Raw genomic sequence first — 16,717 nt, forward strand, 5'->3', positions numbered from 1 at the left:
GAATCACTATTCCACGGCGAGGTCAGATGGCAGGCAGCAGCGGCATCATCCATTACCTGCAAACCAGCGACGCGATCACGCATGGTGTCGCTTACGTGCTGCTGGCCATGTCGATTGCGAGCTGGTGCTTTCTGATCGTCAAAAGCTGGATCCTTACGCGCGCCAAACGTCAGGCCGCGCGAGCGATTGCGCTGTTCTGGCAGGCGCCCACGCTGTCCGAAGGCGTCGCTGCGTTAAAGCGCGCGGACCGTGAGCGCGTCTTCACGCCGCTGGCGGAAGCGGCGCTGCATGCGTCTGAAGTGGATATTCCGGGCGCGCTCCTCGCCCGCGTCGAGCGCGGCGAGCGGGTGTTACGGGCGCTGCGTCAGGCGCTCAGCGCGTCGCAGCGGCGGCTCGAATTCGGCCAGGTGCTGCTGGCCTCGGTGGGCAGCACGGCGCCGTTCGTCGGCCTGCTCGGTACGGTGTGGGGCATTTATCACGCGCTCGGCAGCATTGCGGCGAGCGGCCAGGCGCAGATCGAAAACGTCGCGGGCCCGGTCGGCGAGGCGCTCATCATGACCGCCTTCGGCCTCGTGGTCGCGATTCCGGCCGTGCTCGCCTACAACGTGCTCGGGCGGATGGTGCGGCAGTTGTCGGAGGAACTCGACGGCTTCGCGCACGATTTGCACGCCTACGTGTGCGCGCCGGCGGAACAGGGTCAGGCGCCGGCGCCGGCGCGGGCTCACCAGGCCTCGACCCACTAAGCGCGCCGCTCGGGCGGAAGGAGGCGATATGGCATTCGGCGGACTCGAGAAAAAGCAGACGGCCCCGCCCATGGCCGAGATCAACATGACGCCGCTTATCGACGTGATGCTGGTGCTGCTGGTGATTTTTATCATTACCGCGCCTTTATTTACGCACGCGATCCGGCTCGATTTGCCGAAAGTGGCGGCCGCGCCCGCGCGCCAGACGCCGCAAACCATTTCCCTTTCAATCGACGCCGCAGGCAAGCTGTACTGGAACAGCAACGTGATCACGCTCGAGCAGATGCGCGCGCGCTTCGTGCAAGCCGGCAAGCAGGCCGAGCAGCCGGAGATCCAGTTGCACGCCGAGCGCTCCACGCGTTATGAGGTGATCGCGCAGGTCATGGGCGCGGCGCAGCAGGCCGGCCTCGAGCGGATCGGTTTCGTAACCGACCCGCCGCCGCCGGCTGTGAAGCCGTAGCAGCGCGGCCGGCTGATCACGCCGCTGCGATTCCGGATTGCGAGCGTGTTGCCTTAGCGCTGCGCGACGCAAATACTTTCCGAGCCGAGCCGAGCCGAGCCGAGCCGAGCCGAGCCGTCGCATGCACCACGCCGCGCGGCGTACCCGTCCGCGGACGGTATAATCAGCCCTTTCCCCGCCGAAGGGGAAACGACGCCATTTCATCCAGCAGAGCACCAAAGCGGCCGGTGCGAAAGCACCGAACCCAGCGATCCCATCACACCATGCACGAAAAATACGTTCCCTCCGACGTCGAATCCGCCGCGCAAGGGCAATGGCGCGCCATCGACGCGTACAAATCGACGGAAACCACTGACAAGCCCAAGTTCTATTGCGTCTCGATGCTGCCGTACCCGTCGGGCAAGCTGCACATGGGTCACGTGCGCAACTACACGATCAACGACGTGATGTACCGCTATCTGCGGATGAACGGCTACAACGTGCTGATGCCGATGGGTTGGGACGCGTTCGGCATGCCGGCGGAAAATGCCGCGATGGCCAACAACGTGCCGCCGGCCAAATGGACCTACGACAACATCGCTTACATGAAGAAGCAGATGCAGTCCATGGGCCTCGCGATCGACTGGTCGCGCGAAGTCGCGACCTGCAGCCCGGACTACTACAAGTGGAACCAGTGGCTGTTCCTGAAGATGCTGGAAAAGGGCATCGCGTACAAGAAAACCGGCACCGTCAACTGGGATCCGGTCGATCAGACCGTGCTCGCCAACGAGCAGGTGATCGACGGCCGCGGCTGGCGTTCGGGCGCGCTCGTCGAAAAGCGCGAAATTCCGATGTACTACATGCGCATCACGCAGTACGCGGACGAACTGCTGAACGACCTCGACGGCCTCGGCTGGCCCGAGCGCGTCAAGATCATGCAGCAGAACTGGATCGGCAAGAGCTTCGGTGTGAACTTCGGCTTCCCGTACGAGATCGACGGCGAACAGAAGCTGCTGCGCGTGTTCACCACGCGCGCCGACACGATCATGGGCGTCACCTTCTGCGCGATCGCCGCCGAGCATCCGCTCGCCACGCGCCTCGCGAAAGACAAACCGGAATTGCAGGCCTTCATCGAGGAATGCAAGCGCGGCGGCGTGGCTGAAGCCGACGTCGCGACCATGGAAAAGAAGGGCATGGCCACCGGTTTCTACGTCACGCATCCGCTGACGCAGGAACAGGTCGAAGTGTGGATCGGCAACTACGTGCTGATGAGCTACGGCGAAGGCGCCGTGATGGGCGTGCCGGCGCACGACGAGCGCGACTTCGCGTTCGTGAAGAAATACGATCTGCCGATCAAGCAGGTGGTCGCCGTTGAAGGCAAGGAATTCTCGACGGACGCCTGGCAGGAATGGTACGGCGAGAAAACCGGCACGCTGGTCAACAGCGGCAAGTACGACGGCCTCGACTACGTGCAGGCGGTCGATCAGATCGCCGCGGATCTGAAGGAACTCGGCCTCGGTGACAAGCAGATCACGTGGCGTCTGCGTGACTGGGGCGTGTCGCGGCAGCGTTACTGGGGCACGCCGATTCCGATCATCCACTGCCCGACGTGCGGCGACGTGCCGGTGCCGGAAAAAGATCTGCCGGTGGTGCTGCCGGAAGACCTCGTGCCGGACGGCACGGGCAATCCGCTCGCCAAGTCCGAAGCGTTCGTGAACTGCACCTGCCCGACCTGCGGCGGCGCGGCCAAACGCGAAACCGACACGATGGACACCTTCGTCGATTCGTCGTGGTACTTCTACCGCTATGCGTCGCCGGATGCGAACACCATGGTCGACGAGCGCACCGACTACTGGGCGCCGATGGATCAATATATCGGCGGCATCGAACACGCGATTCTGCACCTCTTGTACTCGCGCTTCTGGGCCAAGGTCATGCGCGATATGGGTCTGGTCAAATTCAGCGAGCCGGCCAGGAACCTGCTGACGCAGGGCATGGTGCTCAACGAAACCTACTACCGTGAAAACGAAGCGGGCAAAAAGACCTGGTACAACCCGGCCGACGTGACCGTTTCGTTCGACGACAAGGGCCGCCCGGTCGGCGCCGTCCTGAATGCGGACGGCCAGCCGGTCGTGCTCGGCGGCGTCGAGAAGATGTCGAAGTCGAAGAACAACGGCGTCGATCCGCAGCTGCTGATCGACCAGCACGGCGCGGACACCGCGCGTCTGTTCGTGATGTTCGCCGCGCCGCCCGAGCAGTCGCTCGAATGGTCCGGCTCGGGCGTGGAAGGCGCGAGCCGCTTCCTGCGCCGGGTGTGGAGCTTCAGTCAGACGAACGAAGCCGCGTTGCGCCAGGGCGGCACGTTCGACGCTGCCCAGCTGAGCGACGTCGAGAAAGCACTGCGCCGCGAGATCTACAGCGTGCTGAAGCAGGCTGATTTCGACTATCAGCGTCTGCAGTACAACACGGTGGTGTCGGCGACGATGAAGATGCTCAACGCGCTCGACAGCGCCAAGGGCGCACGGCCGGCTGTACTGCGCGAAACCTGCGGCGTGATGCTGCGCGTGCTGTATCCGGTCGTGCCGCACCTCACGTTCCAGCTGTGGCAGGAACTCGGTTACGCCGACGAATTCGGCTCCCTGCTCGACGCGCCGTGGCCGAAGGTCGACGAGAAGGCGCTGGAGCAGTCCGAGATCGAACTCGTGTTGCAGGTGAACGGCAAGGTGCGCGGCGCGATCACGGTGTCGAAAGACGCTCCGCGTGAAGCGATCGAACAGCTCGCGGCCGGTCACGAAATGGTCGCGAAGTTCAGCGAAGGCAAGGCGCCGAAGAAAATCGTCGTGGTGCCGGGGCGTCTCGTGAACGTGGTCGTGTGAGCATCAACGAAGCAATGACAGCAGGCACGACGCCGCCGCGCGCGGCGGCGGTTGTCCGCGCTGCGGAATCTACTGCGAACCAGGAGCCAATGTGACTCGCAGATCGTTTTTGACGCTGGCTTGCAGCGTGTTGATGTTGTCCGCCTGCGGCTTCCAGCTGCGCGGTCAGCAGGACTACGCATTCAAACGCCTGTATATCTCCGGCGGTTCCGCCGCGGCGGCCGCGCGCTTGACGCGTATCGTGCAAGGCGGCAGCGACACGGTCGTGGTCACCTCGGTCGCGAATGCCGACGCCACGCTGCAGATCACGGAAGGTCGCGGCATCGGCACGTTGACGCTGAACTCGCTGGGCGTGGTTGAAGAGTATCAATTGAATCTTTCCATGACCTACTCGCTGACGGGCAAGGACGGCACGCTGCTGATTCCGCCGAGCGTGATCGCGCTGAATCGCGCGATGACCTATAGCGATCAGTTTTCGCAAGCGAAGTCCGCCGAGAGCGATATTCTCTTCGCCGATATGGAAAACGATGCGATCGACCAGCTCACGCGCCGTCTGGGCGTCGTGCGCTCGATGCATCCGGCGCCGGGCCAAGGCGTGCCGTCGATTGCGCCGCGTGCGCCGTTGCCGCCGCCGCCGCTGTGAGCGGCGTGCTTTGTCCGATTTGCCGTCTTTGTTCAACCTCGCCGAACGGTAGCCATGCAACTGCGACTTGACGCGCTCGAAGCGCATCTCGCCAAGGGACTCGCCGCACTGTACGTCGTGTACGGCGATGAGCACCTGCTCGCGCAGGAAGCGTGCGACCGCATTCGCGCCACGGCGCGCGCGGCCGGCTTCACCGACCGCTCCGTGTTCACGGTGGAGCGCGGCTTCGACTGGAGTTCGCTGCTGGGCGCGAGCCAGTCGATGTCGCTGTTCGGCGACCGTCAACTGGTCGAGTTGCGCATTCCGTCGGGCAAGCCCGGCAAGGAAGGCGCGGATGCGTTGAAAGCGCTGGCTGCGGCGGTCAATGACGACGTGCTCACCCTGATCACGCTGCCGCGGCTCGACGCAGCAACGCAGAAGTCGGCGTGGTTCACGGCTTTGTCCGACGCGGGTGTAGCACTGAAGATCGATCCGGTCGAGCGCGCGCAGTTGCCGAATTGGGTCGGCCAGCGGCTCGCCGCGCAGGGCCAGCGAGTCGCCGCTGGCGAAGAAGGGCGGCGCGCGCTGGCGTTCATCGCCGAGCGAGTGGAAGGCAATCTGCTCGCGGCGCATCAGGAAATTCAGAAGCTCGGGCTGCTGTATGCGGCTGGCTCGTTGAGCTTCGAACAGGTTCAGGACGCCGTGCTTAACGTCGCGCGTTACGACGTTTTCAAGCTGAACGAAGCGATGCTGGCGGGCGATGTGGGCCGCTTGTCGCGCATGCTCGATGGGCTGCGTGGCGAAGGCGAGGCCGCGGTACTGGTACTGTGGGCCGTGGTTGAAGAGGTGCGCACGCTGCTGCGGATCAAACGCGGCGTCGCGGCAGGCAAACCGCTCGCAATGCTGGTGCGCGAGAGCCGCGTGTGGGGTCCGCGCGAACGGTTGATCGGGCCGGCATTGTCGCGCGTGACGGAAAGTGCGCTGGAAAAGGCGCTCGCGTTGGCGGCGCGGCTGGACCGGCAGGTAAAAGGGCTGTCTGGCGGCACGCCGGGCAATCATCGCAACGATCCGCCGCCCGATCCGTGGGACGGCTTGTTCGAACTGGCCATGACGGTAGCCGCGCCGAAAACGGCGCCTGTACCGCCGGCTCGGCCTCGACCAGCCTCTGTCGCGCCGTCGCGAAGGCCGGCCTGAGGCGCGTCGCCAGACGTCCCGGTCCGGCAACTTTGAGGGCCTGCCCGGGCGATCTCGGGAATGTCGGTGTCAGCGTCTCCATGATCGTTCGCGGCTGCCACGTTCGGCGTGCAGTGAGCGCCGTCTTCTGGGCAACCTCGCCTGCGTCGCAAGCAAAGCGCCTTCGCCCGACTTACAATCGCTTCATCTTTCGCTAATTCTGCTTGTCCGCTGCACGTCGACGTGCGCGGCACCACGAGAATCACCATGGATATCGACCAGTACATGACCGACCTCGGTCGCCGTGCCCGCCACGCTTCGCGGGCGATGGCGCGTGCGTCGACGGCAGCGAAAAACGCCGCGCTCGCGGCCGTTGCGCAGGCTATCGAACGCGATGCCGCGTTGCTGAAGGAAGCCAACGCGCGTGATGTCGCGCGGGCTCGCGAGAAAGGCCTTGACGCGGCTTTCATCGACCGACTGACGCTGTCGGATAAAGCGCTGAAGACGATGGTCGAAGGCCTGAGGCAAGTTGCCGCGCTGGCCGATCCGATCGGCGAGATCAGCAATCTGAAATATCGCCCGAGCGGCATTCAGGTCGGCCAGATGCGCGTGCCGCTCGGCGTGATCGGCATCATCTACGAATCGCGTCCGAACGTGACGATCGACGCCGCGGCGCTTTGCCTGAAATCGGGCAACGCGACGATTCTGCGTGGCGGTTCGGAAGCGCTCGAGTGCAATACGGCGTTGGCCAAGCTGATCGGCGAAGGACTGGCGGCAGCCGGTTTGCCGCAAGACGCGGTGCAAGTGGTGGCCACGTCGGATCGTGCGGCGGTCGGCAAGCTGATCACGATGACCGAATTCGTCGATGTGATCGTGCCGCGCGGCGGCAAGAGCCTGATCGAGCGCCTGATGAACGAGGCGCGCGTGCCGATGATCAAGCACCTCGACGGCATCTGCCACGTTTACGTGGACGACCGCGCGGATCTCGCCAAGGCGCTGACCGTTTGCGATAACGCGAAGACGCATCGCTACGGTACGTGCAACACGATGGAGACGCTGCTGGTCGCGCGCGGCATCGCGGCTGAGGTATTGCCGCCGTTGGGCAAGCTATATCGCGACAAGGAAGTCGAGTTGCGGGTGGACGCGGCGGCGCGTGCGGTGCTGGCGGACGCGGGCATTGGTCCGCTCGTCGATGCAACCGAGGAAGACTGGCGCACCGAGTATCTCGCGCCGGTGCTGGCGATCAAGGTGGTCGACGGAATCGACGCAGCGATCGAACACATCAACGAATACAGCTCACAGCACACCGACGCGATCGTCACCGAAGACCACGACCGCGGGATGCGCTTCCTACGCGAAGTGGATTCGGCTAGCGTGATGGTCAATGCCTCGACGCGTTTTGCGGACGGCTTCGAATTCGGCCTGGGCGCGGAAATCGGCATCTCGAACGACAAGCTGCATGCGCGTGGACCGGTGGGTCTGGAAGGGCTGACGTCGCTGAAATACATCGTGCTGGGACACGGCGAAGGGCGTCAATAAGCCGTAAGAGCTGCCTCGCCCCTCGTCTTCATCAAGGCGCGCCGGCCCGCGCGCGCCGCTTCACGCCACTACATTGCACAAGGACCGCTGATGCTTTGGGTAAAAACGTTTCACATCGTCTTGATTGCTTCCTGGTTCGCGGGCCTCTTCTATCTGCCGCGCATCTTCGTCAATCTGGCGATGGAGACGGAACCCGCCGCAACGGCGCGTCTGTTGACGATGGCGCGCAAGCTGTTTCGTTTCATGACGTTTATTGCGGTGCCGGCGCTGGCGTGTGGTTTGTGGTTGTGGCTGGTGATCGGTATCGGCCGCGGGCAGGGGTGGATTCACGCGAAGGTTGGCGTGGTGGTGTTGTTGATCATTTATCACGCGTATTGCGGCGTGTTGCTGCGGACTTTTGAGCGTGGCGAGAATCGGCGCTCGGATAAGTGGTATCGGATGTTCAATGAACTGCCGGTGCTGGGGATGTTGGCGGCGGTGGCGTTGGTGGTGATTAAGCCCTTCTGAATTTCTGATAATCTGATTCTCTCGGGCATGTGCTTCTAAAGCGCCCAGGTGCCGCAGACGTCCAACCCCCCGGTTCGCCAAGGCGGGGACTCTAGTCGACCTGAGCGCGAATGTCTGCGTTGCCCGTCAAGGTACCGACGCAGCGTCGTTTGCGAGGCCCGTGCTGCTAGACGAACCGTACGTTGCACCGACGCGGAGTGCGCTTCCCTTATCGGCATCGGTGCCTTGCATGTCCGCTGCGCCGTTGGTGATTTGACGCTCGTCACCCTTCGAGGCCGCCGGCACCGTGTCTGCATATCCGCCGGCGAGTTCGCACCCGGCGCGACCGGGTTGTCAGCCGAAGTCTGAGCGTTGCCGCCGATCGCGCCAGCATTTGCACCCGACACCTATGAATCTGCCAGCTCCGAGTTCGCATGGAAGTGTTTGATGCGAGTGTTGCCGATCGTGGTGCTGTCCAGCATGTTGTCCATGATCTCGATGCACGAAGTGTTTTGAGTCACACAGGTGTCGGGGTCGGCCACAGCATCGCCGACTAGTCAGGGTCGTGCCGCCGGCGTTGATCGGAGGCCTGATCGTGCAGCGTTCGCAACTGTAATGTTGCGCGACGACTGATTCTGTTGAACCAAGCCGATGGTGTGGCTGTCCGGTCTACCCATAGTGTCCGTAATGTTGGACGTCCTCTGCGTCATATGTAAGTCGAGGCAGGCGATAGTGCTACCGATGTCATCACCGTTACGCCGCCGAGCACTAACGTTGATGTGCCGCTTCTGCTCGGAGTCCAACGATCACCACGTTCGAACTACTTTTCTCTACTCGAGACGCATCGATGCAGATGACAGGGGCTGGAGAAGCCATTGTCTTCGCAGACTACGATGGCCAATTTGACGATCGCCCGGCTTGTTGCGGAGTTCGTTACCTTTCGCGGCAAACTTTGTGTGCAATTTGGGGTTGCGGTTAATTATTAGAGGTAGACCCCGGTATATCTGCGGATGCACGCGAACGCGCGCGTGTTCGTGCAGTGACCGTACTTGTTGCCGCTTGCTGCCCGAGAATCGTGCGCGGCCCCGAGGTCCGCGTCCACGTGCGAGTCTGCTTCGCACCTACTGGTCCAACAATAAAGTCGATGATGCGATGACGCGCCACGTGCCGTCTCGCCGGACGAAGACGTCTGTGAATTTGAACCGCGCAGGTTTGCTTCCGAGCGATTCGATATAACGCCCGATTCCGGTGACTATGGCTGTGTCTCCGTTCACTCGAGGCTCGATGGACTCCAAGACTTCTGAAGCAGTTCCCGGCGGCGGAGCGGCGAAAATTACATCTGTCTTGTGAAGCTGAGCGCCTCTGGCCGTCGTCTCGACGTAAGAGTCGTCGAGAATTTTGTTCAAGGCGACTCTGTCGCCGGTCAGCCACGCCTTTGCCCACTGCTGTTCGAGCGATGCCAGCGCTTGCTCGTCGTTGGTCTGTGCTGTCGCCATCGCGGAACCTATAAGAAACATGGCGGACAACACAGTGATACAAATTCGCTTCATTCTCTTCACCCATCTTAACGTTCTCAATATTGGTGATTGTGAGACTCGCAGACCGAGAGTTGGGTGGGAATTGTCTTAATTTAGTCTTCCGACGTCCGCGTCGGGATTCAAACAACAGTAGCTCAATCTTCGGGTGTTTTGGATTATTGAGATTTCGTTAGGAAATGTGCTATTCGGAATGGTCCTATTTAGGATCGTCTTTGCATGTCTTAAATTCATTGCCCATTAGATGTATTCCGAGGAAATGCCCAGACAGGCTTCCGGCACTTAGCGCCTGATGCGTGTGCGGGTAAGACCGAGTCTTGGTCGGCAGATGCCGCCGCCGGAAGGCCTCGTTAACTCTATCTGCGCAGCTTCCCTCAATTGCCCGACGGGTTAGTTTCGCTTCGATGATAAATCGTCGCCGCGGCCTTCTGTCCATGGGTATTCAATTAGGTAACCTAGGTAAATGAACAAGACATTCAAAACGGTATGGAACGAAGCGACCCAGACTTGGTGCGTCGCTTCGGAACAAGCACATTCACGCAAAAAGGGGAGCGGCTGTTCGCGTGCAGCCAAGGCTATCGCAACGGCCGCAATCGTTGCTGGATCCACGCTGGCAAGCTCGGCGTTCGCGGGTAACATTTCGATATCTGGGACTATCAGTTCCGTGAATGGCACTACCGCGGCGACTACGGCCGGGGGGGATGCCTCGCACTCGACTGCTGGCGGTGACGGCACCCAGTACAATACCGCGGTTGGCAATAACTCAACCGCCCTGGGTGGCGGGTCCACTTCGCTTGGCGACGACGTTCATGCTACTGGGGCCAACTCGCTGGCGGCGGGGCGTTTCAGCAGCGCTACCGCTACTGGGGCGATTGTGCTCGGCTACGTGTCCGTCGCATCGGGAGTGCAGTCGATTGCGCTCGGGTACTTTGCAAGCGCAACGGCTACGAACGCGATCGGCATCGGGGCTTACACGACCGCGAGCACTGCAAATTCAATCGCTTTAGGCTACGGTTCAATCGCCAACGCGAACCTGGCGACGCCCGTTTACAATCCAGGCGGTTCCGCGCTGTCGGGCGCCACGTCACCAGCCTACGGCGAATTGTCCGTTGGCACGACGAATCAAGAGCGTCGCATCACGAACGTCGCGGCCGGTGCGTCTGCAACAGATGCAGTGAACGTAAGCCAGTTGCAGTCGGAAGACGCGAAGGTCAATCAGAACGGTGCCACGACGGCGACGGCACTGGGCGGCGGCGCGGCGTATAGCGCCACGACAGGCGCGATCAGCGCACCGAGCTATGCGTTGACGAACGCGAACTCGATCGATGGCACGAGCGGTGCGGCGACCAATGTGGGTTCGGCGTTCGGCACGGTGGATACGGCGCTGGGCAAGATCAACAGCAACGTCAGCAACATCAACAACAACCTTAATAATCTGTCTGGCAACGTCACGAACATCAACAACACGATGAATAACATCGTGAATGGTGGCGGCATCAAGTACTTCCACACGAACTCGACGCTGGCGGATTCGTCGGCGACCGGCACGGACGCGGTGGCGATCGGCGGCGCGGCATCGGCCACGACGGCGAACTCGGTGGCACTGGGCTCGAATTCGTTGGCGAATTCGACGATGCTGGCGACAGCAGGCTTTGCGCCGGTCGGCGGCACGGCAATCTCGGCTGCGACGGCTGCGGGTGGTGAAGTATCCGTTGGCAAGGCGGGGGCAGAGCGTCGTATCACGAACGTTGCAGCGGGCCTGAGCGGCACGGATGCGGTGAACGTGAGCCAGTTGCAGTCGGAAGACGCGAAGGTGAACAACGTCAGCAACAACGTGAGTAACCTGAGCAACACGGTGAACAACGTTGCGGGCAATGTCACCAATATCAACAACACGGTGAACAACATCGTGAACGGTGGTGGCATCAAGTACTTCCACGCGAACTCGACGCTGGCGGACTCGTCGGCGAGCGGTACGGATGCAGTGGCAATCGGCGGCAACGCGCAGGCGACGGCAGCGAACTCGGTGGCACTGGGTTCGAACTCGACGACGACGGCAGACCTGACGGCAGCGGGTTACAACCCGGGCAGCAGCGCGCTGTCGGGTACGGCCTCGACGGCCAGCGGAGAAGTGTCGGTGGGCTCGGCGGGCGCAGAGCGTCGCATCACGAACGTGGCAGCCGGTTCGGCGGCGACGGACGCGGTGAACGTGAGCCAGCTGGTGTCGGAAGATGCGAAGGTGAACACGATCAACAACAACGTGAACAACCTGAGCGGCAACGTCACGAACATCGCGGGCGATGTCACGAACATCAGCAACACGGTGAATAACATCACCAACGGTGGCGGCATCAAGTACTTCCACGCGAACTCGACGCTGGCGGATTCGTCGGCGACCGGCACGGACGCGGTGGCGATCGGCGGCGCGGCATCGGCCACGACGGCGAACTCGGTGGCACTGGGCTCGAACTCGGTGGCGAATTCGACGACGTTGGCGACGACAGGCTTCACGCCGGCCGGCGGCACGGCGATCTCGGCTGCGACGGCTGCGGGTGGTGAAGTATCCGTTGGCAAGGCTGGTGCAGAGCGTCGTATCACGAACGTTGCAGCGGGCCTGAACGCCACGGATGCGGTGAACGTGAGCCAGTTGCAGTCGGAAGACGCGAAGGTGAACACGATCAACAACAACGTGAACAACCTGAGCGGCAACGTCACGAACATCGCGGGCGATGTCACGAACATCAGCAACACGGTGAATAACATCACCAACGGTAGCGGCATCAAGTACTTCCACGCGAACTCGACGCTGGCGGATTCGTCGGCGACCGGCACGGACGCGGTGGCGATCGGCGGTGCGGCATCGGCCACGACGGCGAACTCGGTGGCACTGGGTTCGAACTCGACGACGACCGCAGACCTGACGGCAGCGGGCTACAACCCGGGCAGCAGCACGCTGTCGGGTACGGCCTCGACCGCCAATGGTGAAGTATCGGTGGGCTCGGCGGGCGCAGAGCGTCGCATCACGAACGTGGCAGCCGGTTCGGCGGCGACGGACGCGGTGAAGAACTACACCGATCAACAGATCAACTCGGTGCAGAACAGCGTCAACCAGGTCGCGAAGAGCGCCTACGCAGGTATCGCAGCCGCCACGGCGCTGACGATGATCCCGGACGTCGATCAAGGCAAGACGATCGCAGTCGGTATCGGTGGAGGCACGTACAAGGGCTCGCAGGCTGTGGCGCTGGGCGTCTCGGCACGCATCACCGAAAACCTGAAGATGAAGGCCGGCGCGGGCACTAGCTCGAGTGGCGCGACGGTGGGCGTGGGTGCGTCATACCAGTGGTAAGTGCCGTGACGGACGGGGCGCAAGCCCTGTCTGCCAGCCAGCTCTGCCTTTGACCTAATGGAAGCGCGCTCTTGTCCACTGATACACACGGCAAGGGCGCTGCTTCAATCGACTGATCGCAAAAATGAACACGACTCTTTTTAAATATCTCCGCGCGCCTCTGCTCGGCGCGTTCGTGACGTTCCTTGCCGCGTGCACCACGCAGTCGGGCCCGACCTATACACTTCACGCGGTTAGCGTGCCGAACGAGGCAGCGCCTACTTACCGGGTGAGCTGCCTGGGACTCTTCGAAAGTTCGAACAGTTGCGTGCGTGTGGCTGAGGAAACCTGCCAGGCTGAGCCTGTGAGGTGGCTGGAAGCGATTGACGGCGTCAACAACGCAGCACCGGTGAAGGATTCGCGCGAAATGACCTTCATGTGCGGTAAGCCGGTTGTGCCGGTGTCGCAGCCGGCACCAGAGCCGGTTCAGCCGCAGCCGCAAGCAAAGCAGGTGGTGCCGCAGGTTCGGCTACTACTGCAAGGCAACGCGAACTTCGCGACTGATAGCGCGGCGCTCAGCCCGACCGCAAAGGAAAACCTCGACCATTTCATAGCCGTGAACCGAGGCGTCAACCTGCATCGCGTGACGGTGACGGGTTACACCGACAAGACGGGTTCGGAAGCACATAACCTGAAACTGTCCCAGGCGCGCGCCGCAGCTGTCGTGCAGCATCTGCGCGACGGCGGCCTCCACGCCGACCAGTTCGTCGCGCAAGGTCTCGGCAGCGCCGATCCGGTCGCGTCGAATGCGACGGCCGAAGGTCGCATGCAGAACCGCCGCGTCGATGTACACGTGTTCGCCGAGTAAATAGCAACGCGCATTGTTTGACCACGAAGGCCTGCCATCGCGCAGGCCTTTTTTATCTGCAACTCTTCAGGTCTTGCCGTCGATCCGCAATCTGCCGATCACCCCTTTCGCCTGTCCCACCCGCTCCACCAACTCAGGTCCGCGCCTGAGCGCGACGCCGACCGCCAGAATGTCGCCGATCGCCAGATGCGACATGCGCGATGTCATCGGCGAAAACACATCGTTTTCTTCCACCACGTTCGAGAACAGACAGATTGACGCGACCTTGGCAAGAGGTGAACTGCCGTGCGTAATCGCAATCGCCTTCGCCCCGCGAGCGAGCGCTGAGCGCACCGCTTCGATGATGTCGCGAGTCCGTCCGGTATTGGATACGGCGACCACCACATCGCCGGGTCCGAGCAGGGCCGCCGACATCGAATAGGTGTGCGGATCCGAGTACGCCACGCTCGGCATGCCGAGCCGGAAAAACTTGTGCTGGATATCCTGCGCGGCGATGCCCGAGCCGCCCGCTCCGTAAAACTCGATGCGTGCCGCGTTCGTCAGCAGTTCCACGGCCGCTTCGACGCTATCCGGCGACAGGCTGTTGCGCACCTCGATCAACGTGCCGATGGTCCGGTCGAATACTTTGGCGATCAGGCCGGGCGCACCTTCGTCCGGCCGCACGTCTCGATAGACGGTCGGTACACCGGACGCAATTCCCTGCGCCAACCGGATCTTGAATTCACGAAACCCTGAAAACCCGAGCGCATGACAAAAGCGCGCGATGGTCGGCTGACTCACGCCTGCGCGGGCGGCCACTTCCGTCATCGACAGATCGAGCACTTCGCGCGGCGCCTCGATCACGTAGTCGGCCAGCTTGCGCTCGGACGGCCGCAACTGCTCGCGCATCTCTTCCACCTGAGACAGCATCATTGGAAAACTCGCACTATGCTGAAGAATGCGTGGACTATAGCTGATTGCCGGAGATGTACAAAAACTACATTTCGAGCCGTAGGTGTAATCCCTAGGTTTTGTCCGTGAAGTGAGATGGCAGGCCTGTTGGGCGTTTCCGGCGATTTGCACATGCGGCAGTGCAGCAGGGGAGGTCATTGCGATCATGTAGTTTTTCTACTAAGATGGCGTGGTCGACTGGTTCGACATCCCCGCGATACCTACCTGGCATAGTGCGCGCACGCCTCACGCCAGCGATGAAGGAGCTCCGATGGTTTCCCCGCATTCGCAATTGTTGAAGGTCACGCAACGCGTGGTCGAGCGCAGCAAGCCGACTCGTGAGGCGTATCTGGCCCGCATCCACCACGCGCAGGGCAAGTTCCCGGCGCGCGGCGCGCTCTCCTGCGCCAATCTGGCTCACGGTTTCGCGGGCCTCGAAGGCCACGACAAGCTCGTCATCAAGCAGATCCGAGAGCCGAACATCGGCATCGTGTCCGCGTACAACGAGATGCTGTCAGCCCACGCGCCGTACAAAAACTACCCCGACATCATCAAGCAGGCCGCGCGTGAAAACGGCGGCGTCGCGCAATTCGCGGGCGGCGTGCCGGCCATGTGCGACGGCGTCACGCAAGGCAACGCCGGCATGGAGCTGTCGCTGTTCTCGCGCGAAGTCATCGCGATGAGCACGGCGGTCGCGCTCACCCATAACATGTTCGACGCGGCGCTGTGCCTCGGCATCTGCGACAAGATCGTGCCGGGCCTGTTGATCGGCGCGTTGCAGTTCGGCCATTTGCCGACCATCTTCGTGCCGGCCGGCCCGATGGGCAGCGGCCTGTCCAACGACGACAAAGCCAAGACGCGCCAACTGTTTGCCACCGGGCAGTGCGACCGCGGCGCGTTGCTCGAAGCGGAAGCCGCCGCGTATCACAGCCACGGCACCTGCACGTTCTACGGCACGGCAAACAGCAATCAGATGCTGATGGAAGTGATGGGTTTGCATCTGCCGAGTTCGGCTTTCGTGCATCCGCACACGCCGCTGCGCGATGCGCTGACCGCGCAGGCCGCGCGCCGTGTGCTCGATCTGACCGTGGAGCGTGGGCATTACATGCCGATCGGCCACGTGGTCGACGAGAAAGCAATCGTCAACGGCATCGTCGCGTTGCTGGCGACGGGCGGCTCGACCAACCACACGCTGCACCTGGTCGCGATTGCGCGCGCGGCGGGCATCGTGATCGATTGGGACGACTTCGACACGCTGTCGCAAGCCGTGCCGCTGCTCGCGAAGATTTACCCGAATGGCAAGGCCGACGTGAACCACTTCCACGCGGCAGGCGGCGTCGCGTTCCTGGTGCGCAATCTGCTGGAAGGCGGCTTGCTGCACGAGGATGTCAACACCGTCGCGGGCAAGGGCCTGAAGCACTACACGGAAGAGCCGAAGCTGATCGACGGCAAGCTGCAATGGGTGCCGGGGGCGCAGGCCAGCGAAGACACGGCGGTGCTGCGCGGCATCAAGGAGCCGTTCCAGCCGGACGGCGGTTTGCGTCTGATGCAGGGCAAACTCGGCCGCGGCGTGATCAAGATTTCCGCGGTCGCGGCGCAGCATCGCAAAGTCAAGGCGCCGGCCATCGTGTTCGATTCGCAGGAAGCGGTGCAGGAAGCATTCGACAAGGGCGAGCTGAAGCGCGACTTCATCGCCGTCGTGCGCTTCCAGGGCGCGCGCGCAAACGGCATGCCTGAGCTGCATCGTTTGACGCCGCTGCTCGGTGTGTTGCAGGATCAAGGTTTCCATGTCGCGCTGGTCACGGATGGCCGCATGTCCGGCGCGTCAGGCAAGGTGCCGGCGGTGATTCATCTGTCGCCGGAAGCGTTGCTGCAAGGGCCGATCGGCAAGGTGCGCACCGGCGACATGCTGGTGATCGACGCCGAAGCCGGCGTGCTCGACATCGAGATCGACGCAGCCGAATGGGCAGCCCGGCCTAACGCCGTGCCGCAACATCAGGCGGAAAACGAAGTCGGCTTCGGCCGTGAGCTTTTCGGTGTATTCCGCGCGGCGGCGGCGCCGGCGGAGCAGGGTGCGTCGGTATTCGGCGCGATGGTGGGCGAGCGTTCGGCGCATCACGGCGAAATGGCCAAAGCGCACACCGCAAAACACACGAGCACCACTCACGCTAGCTAAGTGCT

The 16,717-nt window shown here is 62.5% G+C and carries 12 protein-coding genes and 1 pseudogene; 11 read left to right on the plus strand and 2 right to left on the minus strand.

All coding sequences use genetic code 11. The annotated features are described in order from the left end of the window. Positions 1–26 precede the first annotated feature (26 nt). From RI103_RS02780 to RI103_RS02810, 7 genes are all read left to right on the plus strand, one after another. Positions 27–743 (plus strand): MotA/TolQ/ExbB proton channel family protein, encoded by a 717-nt coding sequence (locus tag RI103_RS02780; protein WP_310813914.1) that lies wholly within the window; start codon positions 27–29, stop codon positions 741–743. A gap of 28 nt (positions 744–771) precedes the next feature. Continuing rightward, the gene (locus tag RI103_RS02785; RefSeq protein WP_310813915.1) at positions 772–1,203 is read left to right on the plus strand and encodes a biopolymer transporter ExbD; all 432 of its coding nucleotides are present in this window, start codon (positions 772–774) and stop codon (positions 1,201–1,203) included. 263 nt (positions 1,204–1,466) lie between these two features. Further along, entirely contained in the window at positions 1,467–4,058 is a 2,592-nt protein-coding gene (gene leuS / locus RI103_RS02790) for a leucine--tRNA ligase (RefSeq protein ID WP_310813916.1), read from the plus strand. Between the two features lie 91 nt (positions 4,059–4,149). Next, complete coding sequence (gene lptE / locus RI103_RS02795) at positions 4,150–4,701, plus strand: LPS assembly lipoprotein LptE (protein WP_310813917.1); 552 nt, start codon at positions 4,150–4,152, stop codon at positions 4,699–4,701. Between the two features lie 54 nt (positions 4,702–4,755). Beyond that, positions 4,756–5,874 (plus strand): DNA polymerase III subunit delta, encoded by a 1,119-nt coding sequence (gene holA / locus RI103_RS02800; RefSeq protein WP_310813918.1) that lies wholly within the window; start codon positions 4,756–4,758, stop codon positions 5,872–5,874. Between the two features lie 246 nt (positions 5,875–6,120). Further along, complete coding sequence (locus RI103_RS02805) at positions 6,121–7,392, plus strand: glutamate-5-semialdehyde dehydrogenase (RefSeq protein WP_310813919.1); 1,272 nt, start codon at positions 6,121–6,123, stop codon at positions 7,390–7,392. A gap of 90 nt (positions 7,393–7,482) precedes the next feature. Then, positions 7,483–7,899 carry a CopD family protein gene (locus RI103_RS02810; protein ID WP_168795207.1) on the plus strand — a complete coding sequence of 139 codons (417 nt, stop codon included), beginning with the start codon at positions 7,483–7,485 and terminating at the stop codon, positions 7,897–7,899. A 1,100-nt stretch (positions 7,900–8,999) separates the two neighbouring features. Here the strand turns inward: RI103_RS02810 and RI103_RS02815 are convergent. After that, positions 9,000–9,374, minus strand: coding sequence for a nuclear transport factor 2 family protein (locus RI103_RS02815; protein ID WP_310813920.1), 375 nt, complete (start codon positions 9,372–9,374; stop codon positions 9,000–9,002). A 502-nt stretch (positions 9,375–9,876) separates the two neighbouring features. Between RI103_RS02815 and RI103_RS39590 the strand changes: the two are divergent. The 3 genes and pseudogenes from RI103_RS39590 to RI103_RS02825 all read left to right on the plus strand — a co-directional run. Next, positions 9,877–9,954 (plus strand): annotated as a pseudogene (locus tag RI103_RS39590) (ESPR domain-containing protein); the annotation flags it as partial. A 123-nt stretch (positions 9,955–10,077) separates the two neighbouring features. Beyond that, positions 10,078–12,759 carry a YadA-like family protein gene (locus RI103_RS02820; protein ID WP_310813921.1) on the plus strand — a complete coding sequence of 894 codons (2,682 nt, stop codon included), beginning with the start codon at positions 10,078–10,080 and terminating at the stop codon, positions 12,757–12,759. 124 nt (positions 12,760–12,883) lie between these two features. Then, positions 12,884–13,606, plus strand: coding sequence for an OmpA family protein (locus RI103_RS02825; RefSeq protein ID WP_310813922.1), 723 nt, complete (start codon positions 12,884–12,886; stop codon positions 13,604–13,606). Positions 13,607–13,672: 66 nt separating this feature from the next. Here the strand turns inward: RI103_RS02825 and RI103_RS02830 are convergent, their stop codons facing one another. Next, complete coding sequence (locus RI103_RS02830) at positions 13,673–14,518, minus strand: MurR/RpiR family transcriptional regulator (RefSeq protein WP_310813923.1); 846 nt, start codon at positions 14,516–14,518, stop codon at positions 13,673–13,675. Positions 14,519–14,807: 289 nt separating this feature from the next. Between RI103_RS02830 and edd the strand changes: the two genes are divergently transcribed. Beyond that, complete coding sequence (edd, locus tag RI103_RS02835) at positions 14,808–16,712, plus strand: phosphogluconate dehydratase (RefSeq protein ID WP_310813924.1); 1,905 nt, start codon at positions 14,808–14,810, stop codon at positions 16,710–16,712. The last annotated feature ends 5 nt before the right edge of the window (positions 16,713–16,717 follow it).

Origin of the sequence: Paraburkholderia sp. FT54, assembly GCF_031585635.1 — a bacterium.
In the GTDB taxonomy this organism is placed as follows: domain Bacteria; phylum Pseudomonadota; class Gammaproteobacteria; order Burkholderiales; family Burkholderiaceae; genus Paraburkholderia.

What these genes read in the sequence shown, in the direction of transcription:
- RI103_RS02805 (WP_310813919.1), top strand. Translation starts at nt 6,121, where the DNA reads ATGGATATCGACCAGTACATGACCGACCTCGGTCGCCGTGCCCGCCAC.
- holA (WP_310813918.1), top strand. Translation starts at nt 4,756, where the DNA reads ATGCAACTGCGACTTGACGCGCTCGAAGCGCATCTCGCCAAGGGACTC.
- RI103_RS02815 (WP_310813920.1), bottom strand. Translation starts at nt 9,374, where the DNA reads ATGGCGACAGCACAGACCAACGACGAGCAAGCGCTGGCATCGCTCGAA.
- RI103_RS02825 (WP_310813922.1), top strand. Translation starts at nt 12,884, where the DNA reads ATGAACACGACTCTTTTTAAATATCTCCGCGCGCCTCTGCTCGGCGCG.
- edd (WP_310813924.1), top strand. Translation starts at nt 14,808, where the DNA reads ATGGTTTCCCCGCATTCGCAATTGTTGAAGGTCACGCAACGCGTGGTC.
- RI103_RS02830 (WP_310813923.1), bottom strand. Translation starts at nt 14,518, where the DNA reads ATGATGCTGTCTCAGGTGGAAGAGATGCGCGAGCAGTTGCGGCCGTCC.
- RI103_RS02780 (WP_310813914.1), top strand. Translation starts at nt 27, where the DNA reads ATGGCAGGCAGCAGCGGCATCATCCATTACCTGCAAACCAGCGACGCG.
- RI103_RS02785 (WP_310813915.1), top strand. Translation starts at nt 772, where the DNA reads ATGGCATTCGGCGGACTCGAGAAAAAGCAGACGGCCCCGCCCATGGCC.
- leuS (WP_310813916.1), top strand. Translation starts at nt 1,467, where the DNA reads ATGCACGAAAAATACGTTCCCTCCGACGTCGAATCCGCCGCGCAAGGG.
- RI103_RS02810 (WP_168795207.1), top strand. Translation starts at nt 7,483, where the DNA reads ATGCTTTGGGTAAAAACGTTTCACATCGTCTTGATTGCTTCCTGGTTC.